Raw genomic sequence first — 22,746 nt, 5'->3', positions numbered from 1 at the left:
TTGAGTTTTTGTACTGTCAAAACGTCACGAATTATAAATATTAAACCCAATATGAACGATTTAGAGGCTATAGACGGTTTATGATATCAGAACCATAATCATCTTGAATATTTGCCTCAACACCAACTTGCTCAGTTAAAGATACAAATCTTGTTTGCTCTTTAATTTCAATTTGCTTTGCAAACCTTTCGGCAGAACGTTTATTAATCTTTCCTTTGATATCGTTTTTAATTTTATTTCCATCTGCATCAATTGAAATAATTGAAAGATTTAAATGTTTTAAATTTTTTGGAGGATTTAAAATTAATTCACCCTTATCTGTATCAACTTTTACCCATTTAGGAATTTTGTCTCCATTTCTTAAAACAGCAATTCCTTTTTCAAGATTTGATTTAATTTCATCAGGTAAATCAATAATATATTTATTATCTCTAATATAAGGTTTTGGTTTTAAAACTTCACCTTTTACAATTTTTTCAATTAATTTTTTAGATTTTAATTTTGCATCGTTGCCATTTATTGATTTATTTTCTGTTTCATTATTTGTTTGTTCCTCATCAGATTGAATTTCTACATTTCCATCTTGATTGACTGAAATTCTTTCTTCAATTTCACCTGCAAACTCTCTTGCAAGTTCTCTATTTTGTCTTAATTGACTAGCATCAATTAGAACTGCAATTTCATATTCATTATTCTTTTCATCAATTCCGATTACTTTAAATTCTAATAAATCTACATCAAATGGAATTTCAGCAACAACAACACCTGTTTTTGGATTTACTTTTATCCAACTTGGTAATTCACTACCATCTTTCATCTCACCTTTGTATTTTACAAGTTTAACACCTGGATCATTAAATACTGAAAACTGTAGAACCAAAGTATCCTCGGGGTTACCCTCAGAAAATGTAGTATAGTTTCCATCTTTATCTATAAATTGAGCTCGAAGATCAATTAGTTTTAAAGCTTCATTAAATCTTAATATTTTAAATTGTCCTTCATAAAAATTTGTAAATGGTAGAGGTTCTCTATCTGGCAAAAGATAAGGATCTAATTCATTTAAGGATGCTCTTTGAACTAATGATCTAAATCCATCATCTAAAACTGCACCTGGATAGTTTGTGGTTCCAAATATTTCAATTGTAAACTGTGCGCTTGCTGTAAGACCGCTTATATCACTAATTGTATAAGTAAAATATTCATATAATTTTTCTCCTGGTTTTAAGGTATCTCTTAAACCAGAATTAGATATAAAGTTGTAACCTCCATCATTATAAAAAGTTATTCTGCCGTAGTTAGTTGTATATTCAGTACCAAAAGAAATTGTTGATCCAGTCTCACTTGATTTTCCAGTTCTTATAGAGTTCAGTGTAATATTATCGAAACGGTCATGATCAATATCATTATATTTTAAGTATTTATTTTCATCGTCAAAATGCTCTAATTCTGTATTTGTATCTAGGTCTAATGTTTCTTTATCATCTACAGCTTCTGGAGCATCATTAACTCCATTAATACGAATTTTAATTTCTGCAGTATCAGTTTGACCTGTGTCATCTGTAATTGTGTAAGTAAACGTTTCATAAATGTATTCACCAGCTGGTAGTTTTTTTAAATCTTCACTGTTTGGATCTAATTCATATGTATAGCTTCCATCTGAATTTAATATTAAAGTTCCATAAGTTCCTGTTAATGATGATCCAACAGTCCCTTCAGTTCCAGATCCCTCCTCTGTTCCTGTTTTAACTCCATTTACAGTTAAACTCGATCCCTCAACATCATTATCATTCGAAGTAGTACCATTTGTTGAGTTTTTTGAGATTGAAGGCCCACCAACAGTAATTTGATCATAGTCATCTCTTGCTTTCGGAGGCTCATTTGTTCCATTAATTGTAATTGTTAAAACTGCAATATCTGTGTCACCGTCTGTATCTGAAACTGTGTAATTAAAGGTATCAGTAACCGTTTGGCCACTAATTAATCTTGAACCTGATACTTCAATGTCATTATTTGCTTGATAGGTATATGAACCGTCTGCAAAAACAGTAAGTTTTCCATAAGTGCCTTCTAGTGGATCTCCTATTGTTCCAGCTGTTCCAGCTCCCTCAGTATCTCCTAATCTTATTGCAGTAATTTGATGTGTTAAGTAAGTATTCGCTGTGTCTACATCTGTATCATCATAATCTAATGAATAAGTAGAGTCGTATCCTCTTTTAACTGTTGCACCTTCTGTAACACTATCAGTATCATCTACTGCTATAATATCATCGTTTATACCAGTAATTGTAATTACTATGTTAGCTGTAGAAGCGTTAACATCATCATCATCTTTAATTTCGTAAACAAATGTATCTGTTACTGTTGCATCTTTTGTGATCGTTTCTGCTGCAGATTGATCGGCTGTATAAGAATATTCACCTGTACTATAAAGTGTTAGGGTTCCATAAGTTCCAGTAATATCTGAAGATCCTCCTGAAGCAACTGTTGTATAAGATCCTCCATCTGGTTTTGCTTGTGTTACTCTTAATGATGCATGCTCTGCCTCATAGGACGATCCACCATTATCATCATTGCCTAAAACACCTGTTCCAGAAACGCCAGCTGTACCAGTTGCAGCAGAGCCTCCTTCAGTAAATGCTGCTGTGTCATTCGCTGCTAATGGACCAAGTCCAGTAATTGTAATTGTTAAAGTTGCAGTTTCACCTCCTGCAGTGTAAGTAAATACATCCGTTGCAGTAGCTCCTACAACAAGAGCATCCTCATTATTGTCTAAATCTGTTAAATAAACATATGAACCATCTGCAGCAACCGTTAAAGTACCATACCGACCAATAACAGCAGAGCCTGCAGACGCCGAATTACCAGTGCTCGAAAGAGCAGTTCCATTTCCATCTGTTCCACTTGTATGTGCAACACTCGTAACTGTAGATACACCAAAATCATCTACTAATAAGTCTTCATCATCACCATCACTTACAGTGATGTTTGCATCTTCATTTACTGCATCTGTGTCATTTGTAAGATCTACTCCTTTACCAATAATTGTAATTGTTAAAGTAGATGTATCTGTTCCTCCTTGAGTATCACTTGTAGTAAATGTAAATATATCTGTAACAGTTTCACCGTTATTGAGAGATGCAGCATCGTTTGCTATATAGCTATAAGATCCATCTGCATTTAAAGTTAAGTCTCCGTAAAGTCCATCTATTTTAGCACCAACATCTGCCGTCTCATTATTCTTCGCAACTGATGCGCCCGCTGTATTCGTTCCACCGTTTTGTGTAACTGTTCCAACAACAATTAATGTATCATTTGCATCAACATCTGTATCATTTAATAACACATCCCCTGTATTACTTCCTGTTGAGGTTCCAGAAACAGCTGATCCACCATTTGAAACTGTTAATGTTCCACCTTCATGAATATACCCAGTATCATTTGTTGCAGATGGAGCATCGTTTACTCCAATTACTTTTATTGTGATTAAAGCGGTGTCCGTTCCAGTTCCATCAGAAACGGTGTAATTGAAATAGTCATAAACAATATCACCCGCATCCAATGCTTCTGTAGCTGAAATGCCTGTATTTGCTGTATAATTGTACGATCCATTAGCATTTAATGTAAGATCTCCATAAGTCCCTGTAAGAGCTTGCCCTAAAGTTCCTGCTGTACCAGACCCCTCTGTTGATCCTGTTCTAACTGAAGAAACTGTTAAAGTACCACCATCTGTATCTGTGTCATCCTCTAAAACATCTCCGTCATGCTCTCCATCTAAATCAATTAAATTGTATGGTGTTCTTAAAGCATACTCTTCAACAGTATCGTTACCATCTATTTCATGAACAAACATTTTAGTACCACCGGCACCAAATGTTATTCCAAATGGCATCGTACCACTATTTAATAAATTTATATTTCCATCTAGAGTTACAGATCCTGGTGTTACGTCAAAAGCATTATCTAATGAAAACTGATATATTTTATCATTAGACTGGCAGCCTACAAAAAATCTTTTTCCATCAGCGCTAAATGTAAAACTTCTTGGTCCACTAACTGCAGCAGCTAAAGAATACCCAGTTTCATAAGATGCAGTTGATAAATCATATGCAGTTGTTAATTTTATCTGTTTTAATACTTTATCTCCTCTATCAATTATATGAAATTTTTTACCATCATTACTTACACTTAAATTTAAATGTGCGTCCGTGTATCCTGTATCAAAGCTTGTTGAAGATGTTGGTGCTGCTATTGTTAATGATGAAACTTCAAAAGGAGATGAGGCATCATATGAACATATACGGTAAGAAGCAGTGCTATCACCAGCGACACCTCCATCCCAATTAAGTACAAAAAGTTTAGTACCATCAACATTCCATACATGACCTCTTGTCCAATCTCCCTGATCATTACTAAAATCGTCATCACCTGAATTATCTACACCGTTCCAATTAGTGCTTTTGGATACTAGATTTGATTTTGTTGAGGGATCAAATGCAGTACTTAAATCCCATTGATAAATTTTGTTTTGAGCATGTCCTGTAATATACATCTTCTTACCATCGCTACTAAAACTAATTCCAGTTCCATCATTTTCTTGTGCATGAACTGCAAAAGAATCTGAACCACCAGCATGTGTTGCTGCTGTTTCAGCATTAACGCCTGCACCATCTGCAACTGTTAAAGTGCTATTTTCCTCTACTGTCGCAATATTATCTGCAGCAGAAGGTGCGCTTATTCCAACAATTGTTATTGTAATTGTTGCAGTATCGTCTGCAGTATCTCCATCACTATCTGTAAGAGTGTAAGTAAAAACATCTGTAACAGTCTCACCACTATCGAGTGTGCTTATATCTTCGTTTGCAGCGTAAGTATAAGATCCATCAGCTGCCAAAGTTAAAGTTCCATATATTCCAACAACTGAACTTGATCCTGCTTCACCACTATTACTATTACTAGCTAAAGCGCCTCCAGAAGTATTAGTTCCTGAAGTGTGCTCATATGATGTTATTGACATTGTGCTATCACCATCTGCATCAGAATCGTTTTCTAAAGCACCGCCTGATGTGTCACCACTTTCATTATTATTGTTATCATCGGTACCATCTACACCTTCATCTGCCTCAACAGTTAAAGTAGATGCCTCTTGAATATAACCAGTGTCATTAACTGCTGCAGGAGCATCATCAACTCCTAAAATTGTAATAGTAATTGTTGCGGTATCAGTTTTACCAGTGCCATCAGTTACTGTATAAGTAAATGTTTCAGTTGCAGTTTGACCAGCCAACAATGTTCCAGCATTATTAGCATTGTAAGTATAAGAACCATCCGCATTTATTGTTAAATCACCATAATTTCCTTGAAAAACAGAGCCTATTGTACCAGATGCACCTGGAGCACTTTCAGATCCTAATTGAATACCAGTAACAGCTGTTGAAGATCCTGTATCGTTTTCCAAAACATCTCCTGTATGGTCTCCACTCTCGTTATCTTTATCAGTATCACTTCCATCTTCACCAGATGATCCATCAGTAACAGTTAATGTTGAGCCTGCATTTATTCTTCCTGTATCATCGGCTGCACTTGGAGTTCTGCCAGTAACTGTAATTGTTAAAGTAGATGTTCCACTTGGGTTTGTTTTTAAAGATCCACTGCTATGCTCAGTTAATTTTGAAGTTCCATCATTAAATATATAAGTGAATACATCATCGGCAGTTTCACCATCTGCAAGCGCTATGGTATTTGCATTACCAGTTGGATCATATGTGTAGCTTCCATTAGAGTTTAAAACTAATGTTCCGTATTGTCCTGAAACAGTCTCTGTATTACTAGAAAAAGTTGTTTGAGCTGAACCGCCAGCTGTTGTTGCTGTGATACTTGTAATTGTAAAATCATTTTCATCATCATCACCATCAACATCGGTATCGTTACCTAATATATCGTAACTAGATCCATCAGTTCTATTTAGAGATGAGCCAAGTGTAACTGAATCAGTATTTACAACACCTACAGGATCATCATTGATACCTTTTATAGTAATTGTTAGTCTAGTATATGCTTCATCAGTTCCATCTGTTGCTTTATAATCAAATTTATCAACAACCGTATCATTCAAATCCAATTCATCTGTATTGGTATTTGTTGCAGCATAACTATAAGAGCCATTAGGATTAATTGTAAGAACTCCATAAGTTCCTGTAATACTTGTTGAACCAGATACAGTAGTAAAACTTGGTGGATCAGCCAATGTATCTACATAACTTGCAAGTCTTACTCCATTAATTGATAAAGTATCTCCATCATCATCAACATCATTTCCTAATAGATCTCCCGTATGATCTCCATGATTACTATTAAAATCAGAGTCTGCTGCAATCTCTTGATCCCCTGTAAATGGAGATGAATCTAAACCATCATTGGCGCTTGCACCATCTGCAACTGTTAAAGTAAAATCTTCATAAACATAACCTGTATCAGCTTTTAAGTCGGGTGCATTATTAGCATCTGCAACACCAACAACTTCTATACTTAATTTTCCAATACTATTTTTATCCACTGGAGTTTCAATTGGTCTGCCCTGTTGTAGCGTTCCAATATTTGCTTCGTTGCTATCATCTTTAAGTATATAGGTGAAATGATCCTCTACTTCTTCTCCTGCTGCTAGACCGGAGTCTGTGAAAGCTGTATAAGTATATGTTCCATCTCTATTAACTGTTAAATTTCCATAGTTACCTGTCACTGTTTGTTGTGTAACCGTAGCTGATAATTCGCTTCCAGATGAAGCATGATTCTCATCTTCCCCTGCTTTTATTTCAGAAATATAAAAACCATTCCCAAAACTATCATTTGAGTCTCTATCGATGTCATTGTTGAGTAAATTATCTGAGGTCGAAATTGTTCCACCTTCAATTGTTGAAGCGGAATCGTTTACTGCAATAGGTGTATCATTTGCTCCATTTATGGTAATTGTTATTGTTCCAGTATCGGTACCACCATTACGATCATCAATTGTATAGGTGAATGATACCGTTTTACTTTCTCCAGCATTAATTGTATTTACCTCGTTAAATTGAGCCTTATTTACACCCCAACCTGTATAAGATAAAGATTTTTCATTATCATCGTACTTTTCGATATCAGGAGATGATTGTCTTACAGCATTAAATGCATACTTACCAGTTGATTGATGAATAAACAAATTTCCATACTTTGTATTAACAGAATTCCAACCCGAGGTTAAATCCTGTTCTTTGCCAATTTCAATCTCACCTGAATCTACTTTGTCATTACTGTTAGAGTCTGTAAATTTATCATATTTAATTTTTGTAATCGTTACTGTATCACCATCAGGATCTTCGTTGCCTGTTATAACATCTCCATAACCTCCATTAAGAGCTGCGTATTCATTTTCAGTTACTGATTGAGTGCTATTAGATGCAACAGGATCTTTATTTACAGCAGGAGGAGATGCAGCATCAACTATAATTCGCAGATAGTCACCAGGATCTTTATTTTTTGCACCACAAGTAATAGTTTTGCCTGAAAACGAAAACCAATCATCTTGTGTTGTTTGTGATGAACCACCATCTTCAAAACCTCTCTTTGATTCTGAGCCACCATAAGTATAACCACTTACCTCAAAATTCATTGTTCCAACTGTTTTTTTTCCTGTTTCTTGTCCATACATCACTGCTTTAATATTATTATCAAAGGTTACGGTAGCCACATTATTTCTGTCTGATTTATCATTTCTTTTTGCATTTAAAAAAAGAATGTAACTGTCATATTGAGTACTGGTGCTTGCTGTAAGAGGTGAGCCACTCGCAAATCTAATATCACCGTCACCAGCCTGAATTTTTCCTGAGCTTATTCCTGCTTTTTCTCTTGTAACATTCCACCAACCTGAATATGTTTTTGAGTTACCTTCGGTGTTTGATCTTAGATCCTTTATTGTATGGCTACCTGTATAAGCTGTAACATAACCTCCACTTACGCTTGCAATTCCATCTTCACCAACAGTATTTTTAGAGATTAAGAGATAAGATTTATAATCTACTACTTGAACATTTTTAGTTTCAACTATTCCATATTTTTTCTCTAAATCCCAATCCCCAACTTTACCCGTTAAATCATTGGATGCTGCAATATCTGCTTTTGTAAAATTGGATATTTTTTTTAATAAAGCTTCCCCTTTATCGTTTGCTGCAATGTTGCAACCATAAAAAAGGATATCGCCTTTTTTTGTTAAACTTTCACCAATACTACCTAAAGTTGATTTGTAATTTTCAATACTTTCATTTGTTAGGAGTGCATTTCCAAATAAAATTTGCCCTGCACTACCATGCCCAATTATATGTATGGCTGAATATTTTTTTCCGTTTACTAAAGTTTGCTCAATTTTTTTAAATCCATCTTCGTTTGTTTCAATAAAGTGAATTTCAACATTTTTTCTAAATGACTTTGCTAATTTTTCAAAATCTGGAACTTGTTTATCAATGAATACGATTTGTTTTCTTTTTAATTGATCTCTTGGAACATTAGTAAATGGAAGTTCTTTTGATCCATTTTCACTTTTTAACTCTTTAAATTTTTTAACTTCTTGAATACTTTTATTTGAATTGTCAGCTTGTGATCTTTCATCTATTAGATCTAGAAAAGTAGACGATCCTGCACCATCAAGCATGATCCTTTGTTCTAAAGGCTCAATGAATACTTTCTTATTTTTTATAATTTTTTTTTTCTTAAATTTATTCACAAAAAAAAGTTTAAAAGATAAGAAAAAATTTTGTAAAAACTGTTTTAAAAATTGCCCATAATGAGCACATAAGTAAAGAATACTTCCAAAATGAAAAAAAAAATTGACTATAAAAGACCCATAATGGACGTATATGAAATAGACCAGGACTCTAAATAATTTAATAACAATTTAATGTTAAAATATTTATTAAAAATATTGTTAGTTTTATCTCTTGGGGTGGTTGTTTCGTGTGCAAAGCGAAATCCTGAACCTATTACATCTGAAGATTTTATAAAATCTGCAGAAGATGATTTGGCTAAAATACAAGAGATTAAAGAGCAAAATGATCTTTTTAATAAAGATTTAAAAATAGATTTATATACAGCAATCGCTCTTGCAATTGAAAATAACAAAGATTTAAAAGTCAAACTTTTAGAAACATCACTTGCTAATAGAAAAATAGAAGATGTAGAGTTTGAAATGCTTCCAACGATGGCAGCAAATGCAGGTTATACTGGAAGCGATAGATATAAAACTACAGCAAGTGCAACAGTACCAAGTACTGACTTAGCGGGAAGTATTGGATCCTCATATTCAACCTCAAGAGATAGAGATGTTAATGAACAAGATGTCGGTTTTTCATGGAATGCACTTGATTTTGGTCTTTCATATATAAGAGCAGGACAAAGCTCAGATAAGTTTTTAATATCAAAAGAATTAGAAAAAAAAGCAGCAAATAATATTACAAAAGATGTAATAAGAGCTTATTGGAATGCATTATCGGCAGAAAAATTAATTAAAAAATATGATCCATTATTAATTAAAGTAAATAATGCATTAAACGATAGTCAAAAAATAGAAGAGCTTTTGTTACAAAAACCAATGGATGCTCTTTTATATCAAAAAGAATTATTAGATATTCAAAGAGCTCTTCAAAGCCAGAAACAAAGCTTTATTAACGCTAAAATAGAATTAGGTGCCCTAATGGGACTTCTTCCAAACGAAAAATTTGTACTTGTTCAAACAGATCAACCATTAAACGAATTAAATATGAAATTAAAGCATATGGAAAAACATGCTTTAGTTAATAGACCAGAATTAATTGAAAATCATTACGAAGAAAGAATATCAATTGCAGAAACAAAAGCAGGTATGAGATCGTTATTGCCTGGATTAAATTTTAATGCAGCATGGACAAGTTCATCAAATGATTATTTAATGAATAAAACTAACTTTGAGTATGGTTCATCAATTGGTGCAAATTTATTAAATGTATTTAGAGCTCCAAGATTAAAAGAAGTAAATGAAATGAATACTGAAATTATTAAGGAGCAAAGACTGGCTTTATCAATGGCAGTATTATCACAAGTTCATATATCAAATATAGAATATCAAATGGCATTAGAGGAATATGAAACAGCTGATCGTTATTATGATGTTTCAAGAAAAATTACAGAGCAAGTTAGAAATGCGCAAAAGATTGCAAGATTTGGTGAATTAGAATTAATAAGAGAAGAAGCAAGTTTGTTGGTTGCAGAACTTAGAAGAGATATTGCGTTTTCAAAAGTTCAATTCAGTGTAGCACAAGTTTATACCTCTGTTGGTGTTGATGTAACAACAAGAGAAAGTTTACAAATAGGAACAAAAGAATTTGCAGAAATAATTAAAAAGAATTTTAAAGATACAGGTAAGAATTTTAAAGCAATTGTTAAAAAACCAATTAACAAACAAAAGCCTGTAGTAACAAACGATGATTTAAATATTTCAAGTTTTGAATTTGCAAAAAATACATTCAAATTAGATGGAAAAGGCAGAGTTCAATACAGTGCCAAATTAAGTAATAACGCCCCTCTTCCTGAATGGATAACTTTTTTACCATCTCAAAGAACTTTCTTAATTGATAGAAAAAATAAGGGAAATATTGAAGAAATTGACCTTACCGTCAGTGCTAGAAACATAAATACAGCAACTGAAGATACTTTTACATTAGTAGTTGATCCAGATCTAAGAAAAGAAAGGCTGGCAAAAGAAAAAAGGATTAAAGAAGAAAAAGAGTTAGCCGAAAAACGTAAGAAAGAAGAGAAAAGACTTGCTGAAAAACGTAAGAAAGAAAAAGAGAAGAAATTAAAAGCGCAGAAATTAAAAGAGAAAAAAGCAAAACTTAAAGCAAAAAAACTTGCTGAGAAAAAAGCTAAGGAATTAAAAACTTTTGATTTAAATGAAAGAGTAACTATAAAAGATGGAAATCAATTTACCTTCTTTAGTACTGAAGAGATCAATGATCTTATTAAAAACCAAGAAAAGAAAAATAAAAAATTAAGAAAAAAATTAGCGAAAATTAAGAAAAAAGAAGAAAAAGAAAGAGCTAAACTAGAGAAGAAAAAGAATAAAAAGAAAAAAATAAAAAAAGAAAAGGTAATAAAGAAAACTGAACCTGTGTTAGAGACACCAAAAGAAATGGTAAAAAGTATTGTATCAACAGATCCAGAAAATTATTTAAATGTTTATTTAAAAGCTGAAGAGAAAAATGGAAGTAATTATAAATTATATTCGGATGAAGAAATTGCAAAATTTATAAAGAAACAAGAAAAAAAGAACAAAAAGCTAAGAAAGAAATTAGATAAAATTAAAAAGAAAGAAGCAAAGAAAAAAGCTAAAAAATTGAAAATAAGTAAATTAAATTAATGAGTAAAGACGACATTAAAAAATTTATAAGCTCTCAAAAGAATATTAATATAAAAATTGATGCAAAAACCGGTAAAGCTGAGGGCAACTTGTTTAAGCCAAAACCAGTAGTATCAAATAATCCAACTATAAAAGTAGGACAAACTTTATCTGGTAAAATCGATTTTAATAAAAAGAAAAATAATACTCATAACGTAAAACCTGGCCAGTCAATATCTGGTAAAATTTCAAAACCTAAAAAATAGTTTATATTGCTATTAAAGTTTTATTTACGTTTTGGGAAATCACTAATTGTATTTTTTTTAATGTTTCTACGATTGATTTTTGTTGACTTGTGTTTTTTGGAACATAAAAAAGATTTCTCCTAGTATCTTTTTCAAGTGCTTTTGACTTTGTTAAATTTTTTAAATTTCTAATAACTGTTTGTCTTGGAATACCCGTCAAATCAGAGATAGTTGTTGGGTTTAAACCTCTACTTGTCTCTTCTCTTGTTAAATTCAAAAAGAAATTTTCAGTGTTATCAGGATGAAGATCTCTAAAATTTTTAGAGTCTTTTAAGTTATACATTTGATTTAAACCACAAGTTCCAAAAATGAACCAATTTTCCATGGACTTTAGAAATTTTCTCCAAATTAAGGATAATTCTATCATCATTGACATCAAATTAATCCAACATTTTGAAAAATTATTTAACAAGCAATCTTCAGTTATACTTTTTTTGGTAATTGTTTTGTCGTCACTTAAATTATCCACAATAATGTTCAAACATTTTGAATATTTATTTATTATTGTATCTAAATCTTTTATTTCAAATGATTTCCTATTAATATCTATATTGCCATCAACCATATCAATAAAATTTTCTTTTTTAAGATCTTCTAATTTTCGTCTAATTGTTTCTCTTGGAATTAATAATTCTCTTGATAATTCAGCTTTTTTTACTTTTCCAATGCTGATTTGTTTTGTTTTTATAAATTCTTTGTAAGATTTTTTTTTGTTATTTTGGTTATAAATTCTAAGAGCTTTAATCGTTAAATTAGAGAGAATTAAATTTGTCTCTAAATCTTTGCCTAGATAGTTTTTCCAAAGGTACAAAATTTGATACGAAAGTGGGTAATGAAATTTATTATATTCTTTATAATTTTTATTAATTATTTTAGTTATTTCTTGTTCTTCATTGGTCATCAACAAAGCTTAATATGCCCAATATGGTCGTTTGTAAAGTTAAATTAAATCAGATGATTTATGTCAGTTCTATTATTCACCTAGAAAGTGATGAATTATCGATCTTTTTTGAGGATGAAGACGATGCTCAAATAAATACAAACCCTGCCAAGTTCCAAGTAGCAACTCACTATTTTTAATACTTAATGATATTTGATTATTAGTTAATGCAGATTTTATATGAGCAGGCATATCATCTTTTCCTTCAGTGGTATGAACATATAATTTGTTATCCATAGGAGCTAATTTATCAAAATAATTAATTAAATCTGTTTGAACATCTGGATCTGCATTTTCTTGAACAATTAGGGATGCACTGGTGTGCTGAATACTTAAATTCAACATTCCATTTTTAAAATTATTTTTACTTATCCAATTAATAGTTTCATCGGTAAATTCATATAACTTTTGTCCATTTGTGTTTACTTGAAGGTTAAAAAATTCCTGTTTCATAAATATTATTCTCTAGATGTCAGTTCATATAAACGACTAATGGTACGTTTAAATGGTTTTTCTAATAATCTTGATGAAGTAAACTCATCTAAACTTTGATTACTTGTTACTGCAATTGAAATATCTTTATCATAAATTACATCTAGTAGAGTAATAAATCTCTGTTGTTGATTTGAATTAGTATCATTAAATTGTGGAATTTGATCTATTACGATAAATTTGCAGTTTTTAATTATTTCTAAATAATCTTCTGCACCTAGATTTTGATCACAAAGATCATTGAAATTAAATCTTGCAATTCCTTCATAAAAATTTTCTATTTTAAAATCTCTTCCCTTTACATTGACTGTAATTTTAGATTGATTTTTATCTTTTGTAATTGTTCTGAAAAATTTATTAATCTTAAAGTTTGTCTCCTGGTTTAGAGGATAAAAATATCTTTGTTTTTGATTATCGTTAGATTTTCTATAATCATCCTCAATTTTAAGTTCGTGTTCAATTGATTGATCTTCCATAATTTTTATGAAAGGTTTAAACTGATCTTGCTGAAGACCGTCTTTATATAATTCTGAGATTTTGGTGTTTGAAGTTACAATAATTTTTATATCCTCTTTAAATATTTGATCAAATAATTTCCCTAAAATCATTGCATCTACAATATTGGTTACTTGAAACTCATCAAAATAAATTAATGACGCTTTTGATTTAATATTTTTAACAAATTGATTTATTACATTTTCTTCATTTTTATCTTTTCGTTCATGAACAAAATTGTGAAAACTTAACATAAACTCATTAAAGTGTTGTCTTAATTTTTTTTGATCTATTTGATCAAAATAAAAATTTAAAATCATCGTTTTTCCAACACCCACCCCTCCAAATAAATAAAAACCTTTTTTGAAATTTTGTTTTGAAAATATCTTTGAAAAAAAGGATTTAAAATTTGATTGATGATATTGCTCTAGTTTTTTTATAACTGCAATTTGATTAGGGTTAACCTCTAGTTCTTGATTATTACAATAAGATATAAAATCTTTCTCAAATGTCTTTGGCATTAATTTTTTTTAGTTTTAAAATCAATACCGTACTCTGATCTTGGTCCTTTTCTTAAACCAAATGGACCTGAAATAAAAATTGTCATTGGTCTTGTCCCTGGTTCAAGATCAACCCTATGAAATGCATTAGCAGATCTAAAACCAATGTAACCTGGTCTTCTCCAAAACTTACCTTTAATTGTAGTTTCCCAATAACCTCCTCTAATTATGATTGTCATATAAGGAAATAAATGATTATGAACACCATCTCCATGATCATCATCTAGCATTTCATGAATTAAAATATTAAATGGAAACCATCTAGGTCTATTTCTAAATAAAATATAATACCTATTCATCCAAGGTTTTGCTTGATCATAATTTGGATGTGAAGGGCCTCTATCTAAAACAACCTTTTTTCGCCCTAACTTTTCAAGTAATTTTAACAACATTATTCAACTTTAATAATAGCATTACTCTTTAAAATGAACATGCCATCATCAAAAACGTTTGGTCTATTAATTTTAGATTTTCCTATTTTATAAAACCCCTCCTCATTTCCTGAAACAGCATTCAACTTTATCAATTTTCCATTATTTAAAGAGACATAAATCTTATTTTGCGCAAGGATAAATCCAGTTGGTTCAATTTGATTTTTCTTATTTTCAATATTTTTAAATATATTTGTAATTCTTAAAACATTTCCAGTTTTATCATCGATTACAAATAAAAAACCTTCTTTTGAAATTGAGAAAACATAATCCTCAATAACAGTTGGTCTTAGGCTTGAATTGATAGTTTGTTTGTATTTTAAAACACCTGATCTTGCATCAATTGCAAAAAACTCATTTCTATTATTTGAAAAGTAAATTGTATCATTTGCAAAAATAATATCTGAATTTTCTAATGTAAACGCATCTTGAAAAATTAATGTACTTTGTGTAGGTGTTTGCCAAACTAAACTTCCATCATTTGCATTTAAAGCAGTTACATCACCAATACTATTTATGAAAAATACTACTTCTCCTTTTGTAACAAGAGATAATTTTTTCTGAGATTTAATAAATGGGTTATCAGTATCAAAATTCCAAAGCTCTTTTCCATCTTTTACTGAAAAAGCTCGTATTACATTATCAAAGTCAACAGCGACAACACTATTTTTAATAATTTTTGCATTTGAATTAAATCCAACTTTACTTTCAATGTTCCAATTTAATTCTCCAGTTTCTAATTTTATAGAATAAACTTTTGAAAGATTATCAAGAACCAATATATCAGATCCAGATTGTGCAAAATATAAAATTGGTTTTAATTTTTTCTCTTTTTTTGTGTAGTGATTTACTTTCCAATATTCTTCAAAATCTGTTGAAGTTTTAAAGATCTCTCCTTTGCCTGTAAAAAATACTAAACTGTTATCTTCGGTAAATAATATTTCAGGTTGATTAAATTTAAATTGATCAATAGTTGAAAATTTATATGAAAAAGCGTTTTCAAAATTTGAGTTAAAGTCTGAATTTCCACTGTTGTTTGAATTACTTGATAAAAAGGGCTCACCCTTTGTAATTGTTGATATTTTAATATTTAAAGTAGGATTTAATTCTTGTTCTATTGGTTTTGATTTTTCAAATAAAGTTATTGCATTTGGATTTTCTTCAACCTTTTTATCCTTAAAACCACAATTCGATAAAAATAAAAGTAAAACAAGATATAAAAAAAACTTATTCACCAAAGTCTACACGTAATCTTTTTAGCGCTTCTGTTTTAATTTTTTGACTAGCATTTTCTAAGTTTGCTAATTGTTGAAAAAACTCTTTAGATTTTTGTTTTTGATTGTTTGCAAAATAATATTCTGCCATTAAATATAAACCATGAGGCTTCCAAATACTTTCCGACTTAATTACAGGATTTAAAATATTTAAAAGCTCATTTTCATTTGCAAAATCTGAATTAAATAAACCCTTTTTGAAGATGTTTAAATTTTTTGTTTCTTTGTCTAATCCACTGTCATTAATAATAACATCAAAATATTGGTTTATTTCCTCATTTGAAGTTATGAGCTGATTATCAATTAAGAAATAAAAAGCTAAAGGTGAGTAAGTACTATCTTTTTCATTAATAATTGTTTTTAATTCCTCAAGAACATCTGTTTGACCACTTTCATATTTTATTACTGCTAAATTATATTGATCAGCAAGTTTTGCTTTTTTTCTTGTTTGAAGCTCTTCATAAAGAAAGTAACCACACAAAATCAAGATTAAAACAACAAAAACTGAGATAAGAGATTTTCTATTATTAATAAAAAAATTCTTAATTCTTTCGTTACGAGTATTGGTATTTATAATATCTATTTCTTCGTCCATTAAATCATGTTCCTTAAAACGTACTGTAAAATGCCACCATTTTTATAATATTCCAATTCATTTTTAGTGTCTATTCTACATAACATTTTGATCTTTTTAATATCTCCAGATTGATATTTAAATTCAACTTCAACCTCATCTCTTGGGTTAATGCCTTTCTCAATATCAATTATTGAAATAAGTTCAGATCCTTTTAAGTTTAAATTCTCCCTATTCATATCACCGATAAACTGTAAAGGTAAAACTCCCATTCCTATTAAATTTGATCTATGAATTCTTTCAAAGCTTTCAGCGAGAACTGCTTTAACACCTAAAAGTTTTGTGCCCTTAGCTGCCCAATCTCTTGAAGAACCTGTGCCGTATTCTTTTCCACCAATAACAACTAAATCAGTTCCTCTTTTTTTATATTCAACCACCGCATCATAAACAGGCATTACTTTTTCCTCTGGATATAATTTTGTAAACCCACCTTCAGTTCCGGGTGCCATCTCATTTCTAATTCTAATATTTGCAAAAGTTCCTCTCATCATAACTTCATGATTTCCTCTTCTTGAACCGTAAGAGTTATAATCTTTCGGTAGAATTTGGTGTTTCATAAAATATTCACCTGTTGGACTTTCTTTTTGAATAGAGCCTGCTGGAGAAATATGGTCTGTTGTGACACTATCTCCTAAAATTAAAAGAGGTCTTGCATCTTTTATTTCCTTAAATCCTTCTGGTTCATCAGAAAGATTATCAAAGAACGGGGGTTTCTTTACATATGTTGAAGTATCTTCCCAATTATAAATACTGCTTTCCTCTGTTTTAATTTTTTGCCATTGTTCAGGTCCTTCTGAAACATTTGAATATCTTTTAATAAACATTTCAGCATTTAAAGATTTTTGTAAAGTATCTTCTATCTCTTGATTTGTTGGCCAAATATCTTTTAAGAAAACATCATTACCATCTTTATCTTTTCCAAGTGGGTCTTTGTATAAATCTTTGTTCATAGATCCAGCAATTGCGTAAGCAACAACTAATGGGGGTGATGCTAAGTAATTTGCTTTTACTAAAGGCGAAATTCTTCCTTCAAAGTTTCTATTGCCAGATAAAACTGAAACTGCATAAATATTTTTATCTTTAATTGCATCAGAAATATTATCAGGTAATGGACCTGAATTTCCAATACAAGTAGTACAACCATAACCAACTAAGTTAAATCCAAGTTGATCGAGATAAGTATTTAAACCTGCTTTTGCTAGGTAATCTGTTACGACTTGTGAGCCTGGCGCTAATGATGTTTTAACCCAAGGCTTTGTGGTAAGTCCTTTTTCAATTGCTTTTTTTGCAAGTAAACCTGCTCCAATTAAAACACTTGGATTTGAAGTATTGGTGCAAGATGTAATTGCTGCAATTACAATATTTCCATCTTCTAAATTATAATCTTCTCCACTTACTTTTGCAGAACTTGGTTCTTTCTTTTTAGTTATTTCCTCATAAACTTTTTTAAAATTTGAAGATGCTTCGGTTAATAAAACTTTATCTTGCGGTCTCTTTGGGCCAGATATAGTTGGAACCACTTTTGACATATCTAAAGAAACTGTATCAGTAAATTCAATTCCATCACTCGCCCATAATCCCTGTTCTTTTGCATAAGCTTCAACAATATCTACTGTTTGTTTATTTCTTCCTGAAAAGTTTAAATATTTTAAAGTTTCATCATCAATTGGGAAAAATCCACAAGTTGCACCGTATTCTGGTGCCATGTTTGCAATAGTTGCACGATCTGCAAGGGTAAGATTTTTTAAACCTTCGCCATAAAATTCAACAAACTTACCAACAACTCCTTTATCTCTTAGCATTTTAACAACTGTTAAAACTAAATCAGTTGCAGTAGTTCCCTCTGGAAGCTTATTAGTTAATTCAAAACCAATTACTTCTGGAATAAGCATTGATATTGGCTGACCTAACATGCCCGCTTCTGCTTCAATTCCTCCAACTCCCCATCCTAAAACTGACAAGCCATTTACCATTGTAGTATGACTGTCTGTTCCAACTAATGTATCTGGAAAAATATAATCTTCATCTTTATATTTTTCTGACCAAACAACTTTTGATAAATATTCTAAGTTTACCTGGTGACAAATTCCTGTTCCTGGAGGAACTATTCTAAAATTATTAAATGCTTGCTGTCCCCACTTTAAAAAAGAATATCTCTCAGAATTTCTATTAAATTCAATATCTACATTTTCTTTTAAAGAATTTGTACTTGCAAATTTATCAACCTGAACCGAGTGATCTATTACAAGATCAACTGAAGATAAAGGATTTATGGTATTTGGATCTTTATTTTTTTCTTTAACAGCTTCCCTCATTGCAGCAAGATCAGCAACTGCTGGAATACCAGTATAATCTTGAAGTAAAACTCTTGCAGGTCTGTAAGCTATTTCAGTTTTAGATTTTTTTGTTTTAAGCCATTCTTTAATAGCTTCAATTTGATTTTTAGTAACACTTAAATCATCTTCATATCTTAATAAATTTTCTAATAATACTTTAAGAGATTTTGGAAGTTTGCTTACCCCATCAAGACCATTGTTTTCAGCAGCTTTAATTGAATAATATTTATATTTTTTTCCACCGATTTCTAAATCAGATAAAGAGTTATAAGAGTTTTTTGATCCTGGTTTCATGTTTATATATAAATAGTTACAATGCTTAGCAAAAGAAGCAGTGACATAGCATAATTAAAGTAATTTATAAATTTATCATTTGTCGCGAATTTCCTTAAAAATTTACCTATAAATGTCCATAAAGTAATACTCGTGCTTGAGAAAATAAAGGCAAGTAAAACGATTTGAATCGCATAACTTAAATAGTTTTCTCCAAGCTCTAAATAAGTTGAAACAATAATTATTCCAAACAAAACTCCTTTTGGATTTAAAAATTGAAAGAAATAAGTATCAAAAAATGTAACTGGATTTTTTTTTTCTTCTTCTTTCGAACTTTTAGAAAGAGAGATCTTATAAGCTAAATATAGCAAAAATAAGGTTCCAAGGTATTTAAGAATATTTTGTAAAATAGGAAAAATCTTGAAAACATTTATCAGACCAATGGTTAGAAAAAATATTAATGAAGTAAATCCAAGGGTAACACCTAAGATAAGAGGAATTGTTTTTGTAATTCCAAAATTAAATCCAGAATATGATGCAACTACGTTATTTGGACCAGGCGTAAAGGCGGCAACAAACCAAAAAAGAGCTATTGATAATATTTCTGGATGCATACTTATTATGCAATCGGTAGACCATTTTCAGCTTTTTGAGAGGGATGAACTAAAGTTACTTTTCCATCAGCATCAATTGCTCCTAAAACTAAAACTTGCGAAACCACTCCAGCTATATTTTTTTCTGGAAAATTACAAACCGCAATTACTTGTTTGCCTTTTAAATTTTCTTCATTGTAATAGTGAGTTATCTGTGCAGAAGACTGTTTAATGCCGATTTCATTACCAAAATCAACCTCAACCACTAAAGATGGTTTTCTTGCTTTTTCATTTTTCTTTACAGATATAACTGTTCCAATTCTAATATCGACTTTGTCAAAAATGTCGTAGGTTATTTGTTCTTTAATCATTATAAAATATGTTAAGTTAAAAGTATGAGTATAGAAAACAATTTATACGAAAAATCAATCAAGATTTTAACTGATCTAATTGGATTTAAAACTGTATCAGGTCAAGATAACAGCGAATTAATCAGTTACTGTGAAAAAATTCTAAATGGCATTGGGGCTACAACTTTTAAAGTGTTCGATGATGATAATAAAAGGGTAAATTTATTTGGAACGTTAAAAGCAAAAAAAACTAACGGCAAAAAACCAATAATTCTCTCTGGTCATACTGATGTTGTTCCAGTTTCAAAAGGTTGGTCTAGCGATCCATTTGTTGCAACTATAAAAGGGGATAAACTTTATGGGAGAGGTTCGTGTGATATGAAAGGTTTTATTGCATGCACACTTGCTTATGCGCCCATTTTTAAAGATAGTGATTTAGATAGAGATATTCATTTTTGTTATACATTTGATGAAGAGACGGCTTGTATTGGTGCGCCTTTATTAATTAAAGAATTAAAAAAGAGAGATATTAAAGATGGTATTTGTATCATTGGCGAGCCCACAAATATGAAAATCATCGATGCTCATAAGGGCATGAATGAATATACAGTTCATTTTGGAGGACTTGCTGGTCACAGTTCTAAACCTCACTTAGGAGTAAGTGCAGTTGAATATGCATCAAGATATGTAAATAAACTTTTAGAAATTAGAGAAAGCTTAAAACAAAGAGGACCAAAAGATTGCATCTTTGATCCACCACATTCAACTTTATCTGTTGGAGGGATTAAAGGAGGTATAGCTCACAATGTTATTGCAGATAAGTGCAGTGTTGAATGGGAAACAAGACCAGTTGTAAAAAAAGATGCAGATTTTGTAACTCAAGAAATTGATAAATATGCTAATGAAATTTTATTGCCTGAAATGAAAAAAGTATTTCCAAATTCATTTATTAAAAAAGAAGTAATTGGTGAAGTTATTGGGTTTGATAGATTAGATCAGTCTGAAGCTTGTGAGTTTGTATCAAGTATTACAGGAGATAATTCAAGACAAGTTGTATCCTTTGGAACTGAAGCTGGTTTATTTCAAGAGGTAGGTATTAGTACTGTCGTTTGTGGACCAGGTTCAATTGAACAAGCGCATAAAATTGATGAATTTATAGAACTGAATGAATTAAAAAAATGTCTTAAGTTTTTAGAGGGTGTGAAAAATAAATCTATAAATTAGTTCCAACCACCAACCGATTTAACTTCCAAAAATTCAAGTAAACCCTCTTTACCAGCCTCTCTACCAATACCAGAATGTTTAAAGCCACCAAATGGAGCATCCACTGCAATACCAGCACCGTTAACATCTACCATTCCTGATCTAAGTTTTCTTGCTACTCTTTGAACTTTATCGTTATCTTGGGTTTGAATATAATTTGTTAATCCATAATCAGTATCATTTGCAATCTGAATAGCTTCCTCCTCAGTTTCAAATGGAATAACAGATAAAACTGGACCAAAAATTTCAGTTCTTGCAATTTCCATGTCATTATTAACATCTGCAAATACTGTAGGTTTTACATAGTAACCATCATTTAATCCATCGGGTTTTCCTGGTCCACCAGCAACTAATTTTGCTCCCTCATCAATTCCTTTTTGGATAAGTCCTTGGATTTTATTAAATTGTGTTTCTGAAATAACTGGACCTATGTGTTCGCCCTCTTTATTTGGATCGTCTACTTTAAATTCACTTGCATACTTTCTTAATCTTTCAACAGCTTCATCGTAAATTGGTTTTTCAACCAACATTCTTGTTGGAGCATTGCAAGATTGTCCTGAGTTTCTAAAACATCTTAAAGCACCTCTTTCAATAGCTTCTGCATCTGCATCTTTGAATATAATGTTTGCACCTTTTCCACCTAATTCTAAACTTACTCTTTTAAAATCTTTTGCTGCATTTTGGGAAATTAAAGCCCCTGCTCTTGTTGAACCGGTAAATGAAATCATATTTACATCTGGATGACTTGTTAAGGCATCGCCAGTAGTTGCGCCGTCTCCATTTACCAAATTAAATACACCTTTTGGAAATTTTGCTTCATCTATTAATTCTGCAATAATCATAGCAGATAAGGGTGCTAACTCTGATGGTTTTAAAACCATTGTGCATCCAGAGGCCAAAGCTGGAATAACTTTCAATGTAACTTGGTTAATTGGCCAGTTCCATGGTGTAATTAATGCACAAACACCTTTTGGTTCATATATCAATCTTTGATTTTTTGCGTGTTCACCTAGTGGTTTTTCAAATTCAAATTCTTTTAAATAACGAATGAATGATTTTGTGTGACTAGCGCCAGTCCCTGTCTGAAGTTTTAATGCAAAATCTTTTGGTGCTCCCATTTCCTGAATAATTGCATCCGTAATATCGTTCCATCTTTTTTTATAAAGTGCGTAAAAGCTTTCTAATAAACTTAATCGCTCCTCTTTTGAGGAAAATCCCCAAGTTTTAAAAGCTTCTTTAGCAGCTAACACTGCATCATTAACATCTTCTTTTCCACCTAAGGAAATAACTGCACAACTTTTTTCAGTTGCAGGATTTATAACTTGAATATCTTTTGGATTTTTTGGTGCAACCCACGAACCATTAATATAAAAATTTTTCTTTTCAATCATGCGCACAAATT

At 31.1% G+C, this 22,746-nt stretch carries 14 protein-coding genes; 3 read left to right on the top strand and 11 right to left on the bottom strand.

The window, feature by feature from the left end; translation table 11 throughout:
• Positions 1 to 67 precede the first annotated feature (67 nt).
• Positions 68 to 8,752 (bottom strand): VCBS domain-containing protein, encoded by an 8,685-nt coding sequence (locus B8063_RS05275; RefSeq protein WP_085070195.1) that lies wholly within the window; start codon positions 8,750 to 8,752, stop codon positions 68 to 70.
• Positions 8,753 to 8,926: 174 nt separating this feature from the next.
• Here B8063_RS05275 and B8063_RS05270 point away from each other — a divergent pair, with 174 nt between their 5' ends.
• On the top strand, positions 8,927 to 11,419 hold the full coding sequence (locus B8063_RS05270; RefSeq protein ID WP_085070193.1) for a TolC family protein: 2,493 nt from the start codon (positions 8,927 to 8,929) through the stop codon (positions 11,417 to 11,419).
• Complete coding sequence (locus B8063_RS05265) at positions 11,419 to 11,664, top strand: hypothetical protein (RefSeq protein ID WP_085070190.1); 246 nt, start codon at positions 11,419 to 11,421, stop codon at positions 11,662 to 11,664. The genes B8063_RS05270 and B8063_RS05265 overlap by 1 nt, the downstream gene beginning before the upstream one ends.
• 1 nt (position 11,665) lies before the next feature.
• Here B8063_RS05265 and B8063_RS05260 read toward each other — a convergent pair whose 3' ends face one another.
• The 9 genes from B8063_RS05260 to B8063_RS05220 all read right to left on the bottom strand — a co-directional run bounded on the left by B8063_RS05260 (position 11,666) and on the right by B8063_RS05220 (position 20,099).
• Entirely contained in the window at positions 11,666 to 12,604 is a 939-nt protein-coding gene (locus tag B8063_RS05260; RefSeq protein WP_085070188.1) for a hypothetical protein, read from the bottom strand.
• A gap of 72 nt (positions 12,605 to 12,676) precedes the next feature.
• On the bottom strand, positions 12,677 to 13,096 hold the full coding sequence (locus B8063_RS05255) for a secondary thiamine-phosphate synthase enzyme YjbQ (RefSeq protein WP_085070186.1): 420 nt from the start codon (positions 13,094 to 13,096) through the stop codon (positions 12,677 to 12,679).
• 5 nt (positions 13,097 to 13,101) lie between these two features.
• Positions 13,102 to 14,151: a cell division protein ZapE gene (gene zapE / locus B8063_RS05250; RefSeq protein WP_085070184.1), complete on the bottom strand. Its 1,050-nt coding sequence runs from the start codon at positions 14,149 to 14,151 to the stop codon at positions 13,102 to 13,104.
• Positions 14,151 to 14,582: a hypothetical protein gene (locus B8063_RS05245; RefSeq protein WP_075521367.1), complete on the bottom strand. Its 432-nt coding sequence runs from the start codon at positions 14,580 to 14,582 to the stop codon at positions 14,151 to 14,153. Before B8063_RS05245 ends, zapE begins: the two co-directional genes overlap by 1 nt.
• Positions 14,582 to 15,856, bottom strand: coding sequence for an outer membrane protein assembly factor BamB family protein (locus B8063_RS05240; protein WP_198150952.1), 1,275 nt, complete (start codon positions 15,854 to 15,856; stop codon positions 14,582 to 14,584). Before B8063_RS05240 ends, B8063_RS05245 begins: the two co-directional genes overlap by 1 nt.
• Entirely contained in the window at positions 15,849 to 16,490 is a 642-nt protein-coding gene (locus B8063_RS05235) for a hypothetical protein (RefSeq protein ID WP_085070180.1), read from the bottom strand. Before B8063_RS05235 ends, B8063_RS05240 begins: the two co-directional genes overlap by 8 nt.
• Entirely contained in the window at positions 16,490 to 19,159 is a 2,670-nt protein-coding gene (gene acnA / locus B8063_RS05230) for an aconitate hydratase AcnA (RefSeq protein ID WP_085070178.1), read from the bottom strand. The genes B8063_RS05235 and acnA overlap by 1 nt, the downstream gene beginning before the upstream one ends.
• A 2-nt stretch (positions 19,160 to 19,161) precedes the next feature.
• Positions 19,162 to 19,752, bottom strand: coding sequence for a LysE family translocator (locus B8063_RS05225; RefSeq protein ID WP_085070176.1), 591 nt, complete (start codon positions 19,750 to 19,752; stop codon positions 19,162 to 19,164).
• Positions 19,753 to 19,757: 5 nt separating this feature from the next.
• Positions 19,758 to 20,099 (bottom strand): tRNA-binding protein, encoded by a 342-nt coding sequence (locus B8063_RS05220; protein WP_085070899.1) that lies wholly within the window; start codon positions 20,097 to 20,099, stop codon positions 19,758 to 19,760.
• 27 nt (positions 20,100 to 20,126) lie between these two features.
• Here B8063_RS05220 and argE point away from each other — a divergent pair, with 27 nt between their 5' ends.
• Positions 20,127 to 21,305 carry an acetylornithine deacetylase gene (gene argE / locus B8063_RS05215; protein WP_085070174.1) on the top strand — a complete coding sequence of 393 codons (1,179 nt, stop codon included), beginning with the start codon at positions 20,127 to 20,129 and terminating at the stop codon, positions 21,303 to 21,305.
• Here argE and B8063_RS05210 read toward each other — a convergent pair.
• A complete protein-coding gene (locus tag B8063_RS05210; RefSeq protein WP_085070172.1) occupies positions 21,302 to 22,735 on the bottom strand; it encodes an aldehyde dehydrogenase family protein in 1,434 nt (477 codons plus the stop codon). The genes argE and B8063_RS05210 overlap by 4 nt on opposite strands.
• Positions 22,736 to 22,746 lie beyond the last annotated feature (11 nt).

It is taken from the genome of Candidatus Pelagibacter sp. RS40, from assembly GCF_002101295.1.
Lineage (GTDB): Bacteria > Pseudomonadota > Alphaproteobacteria > Pelagibacterales > Pelagibacteraceae > Pelagibacter.
Note: the sequence above shows the minus strand (reverse complement) of the source record. Positions and strands in the feature narration are given on the sequence as shown.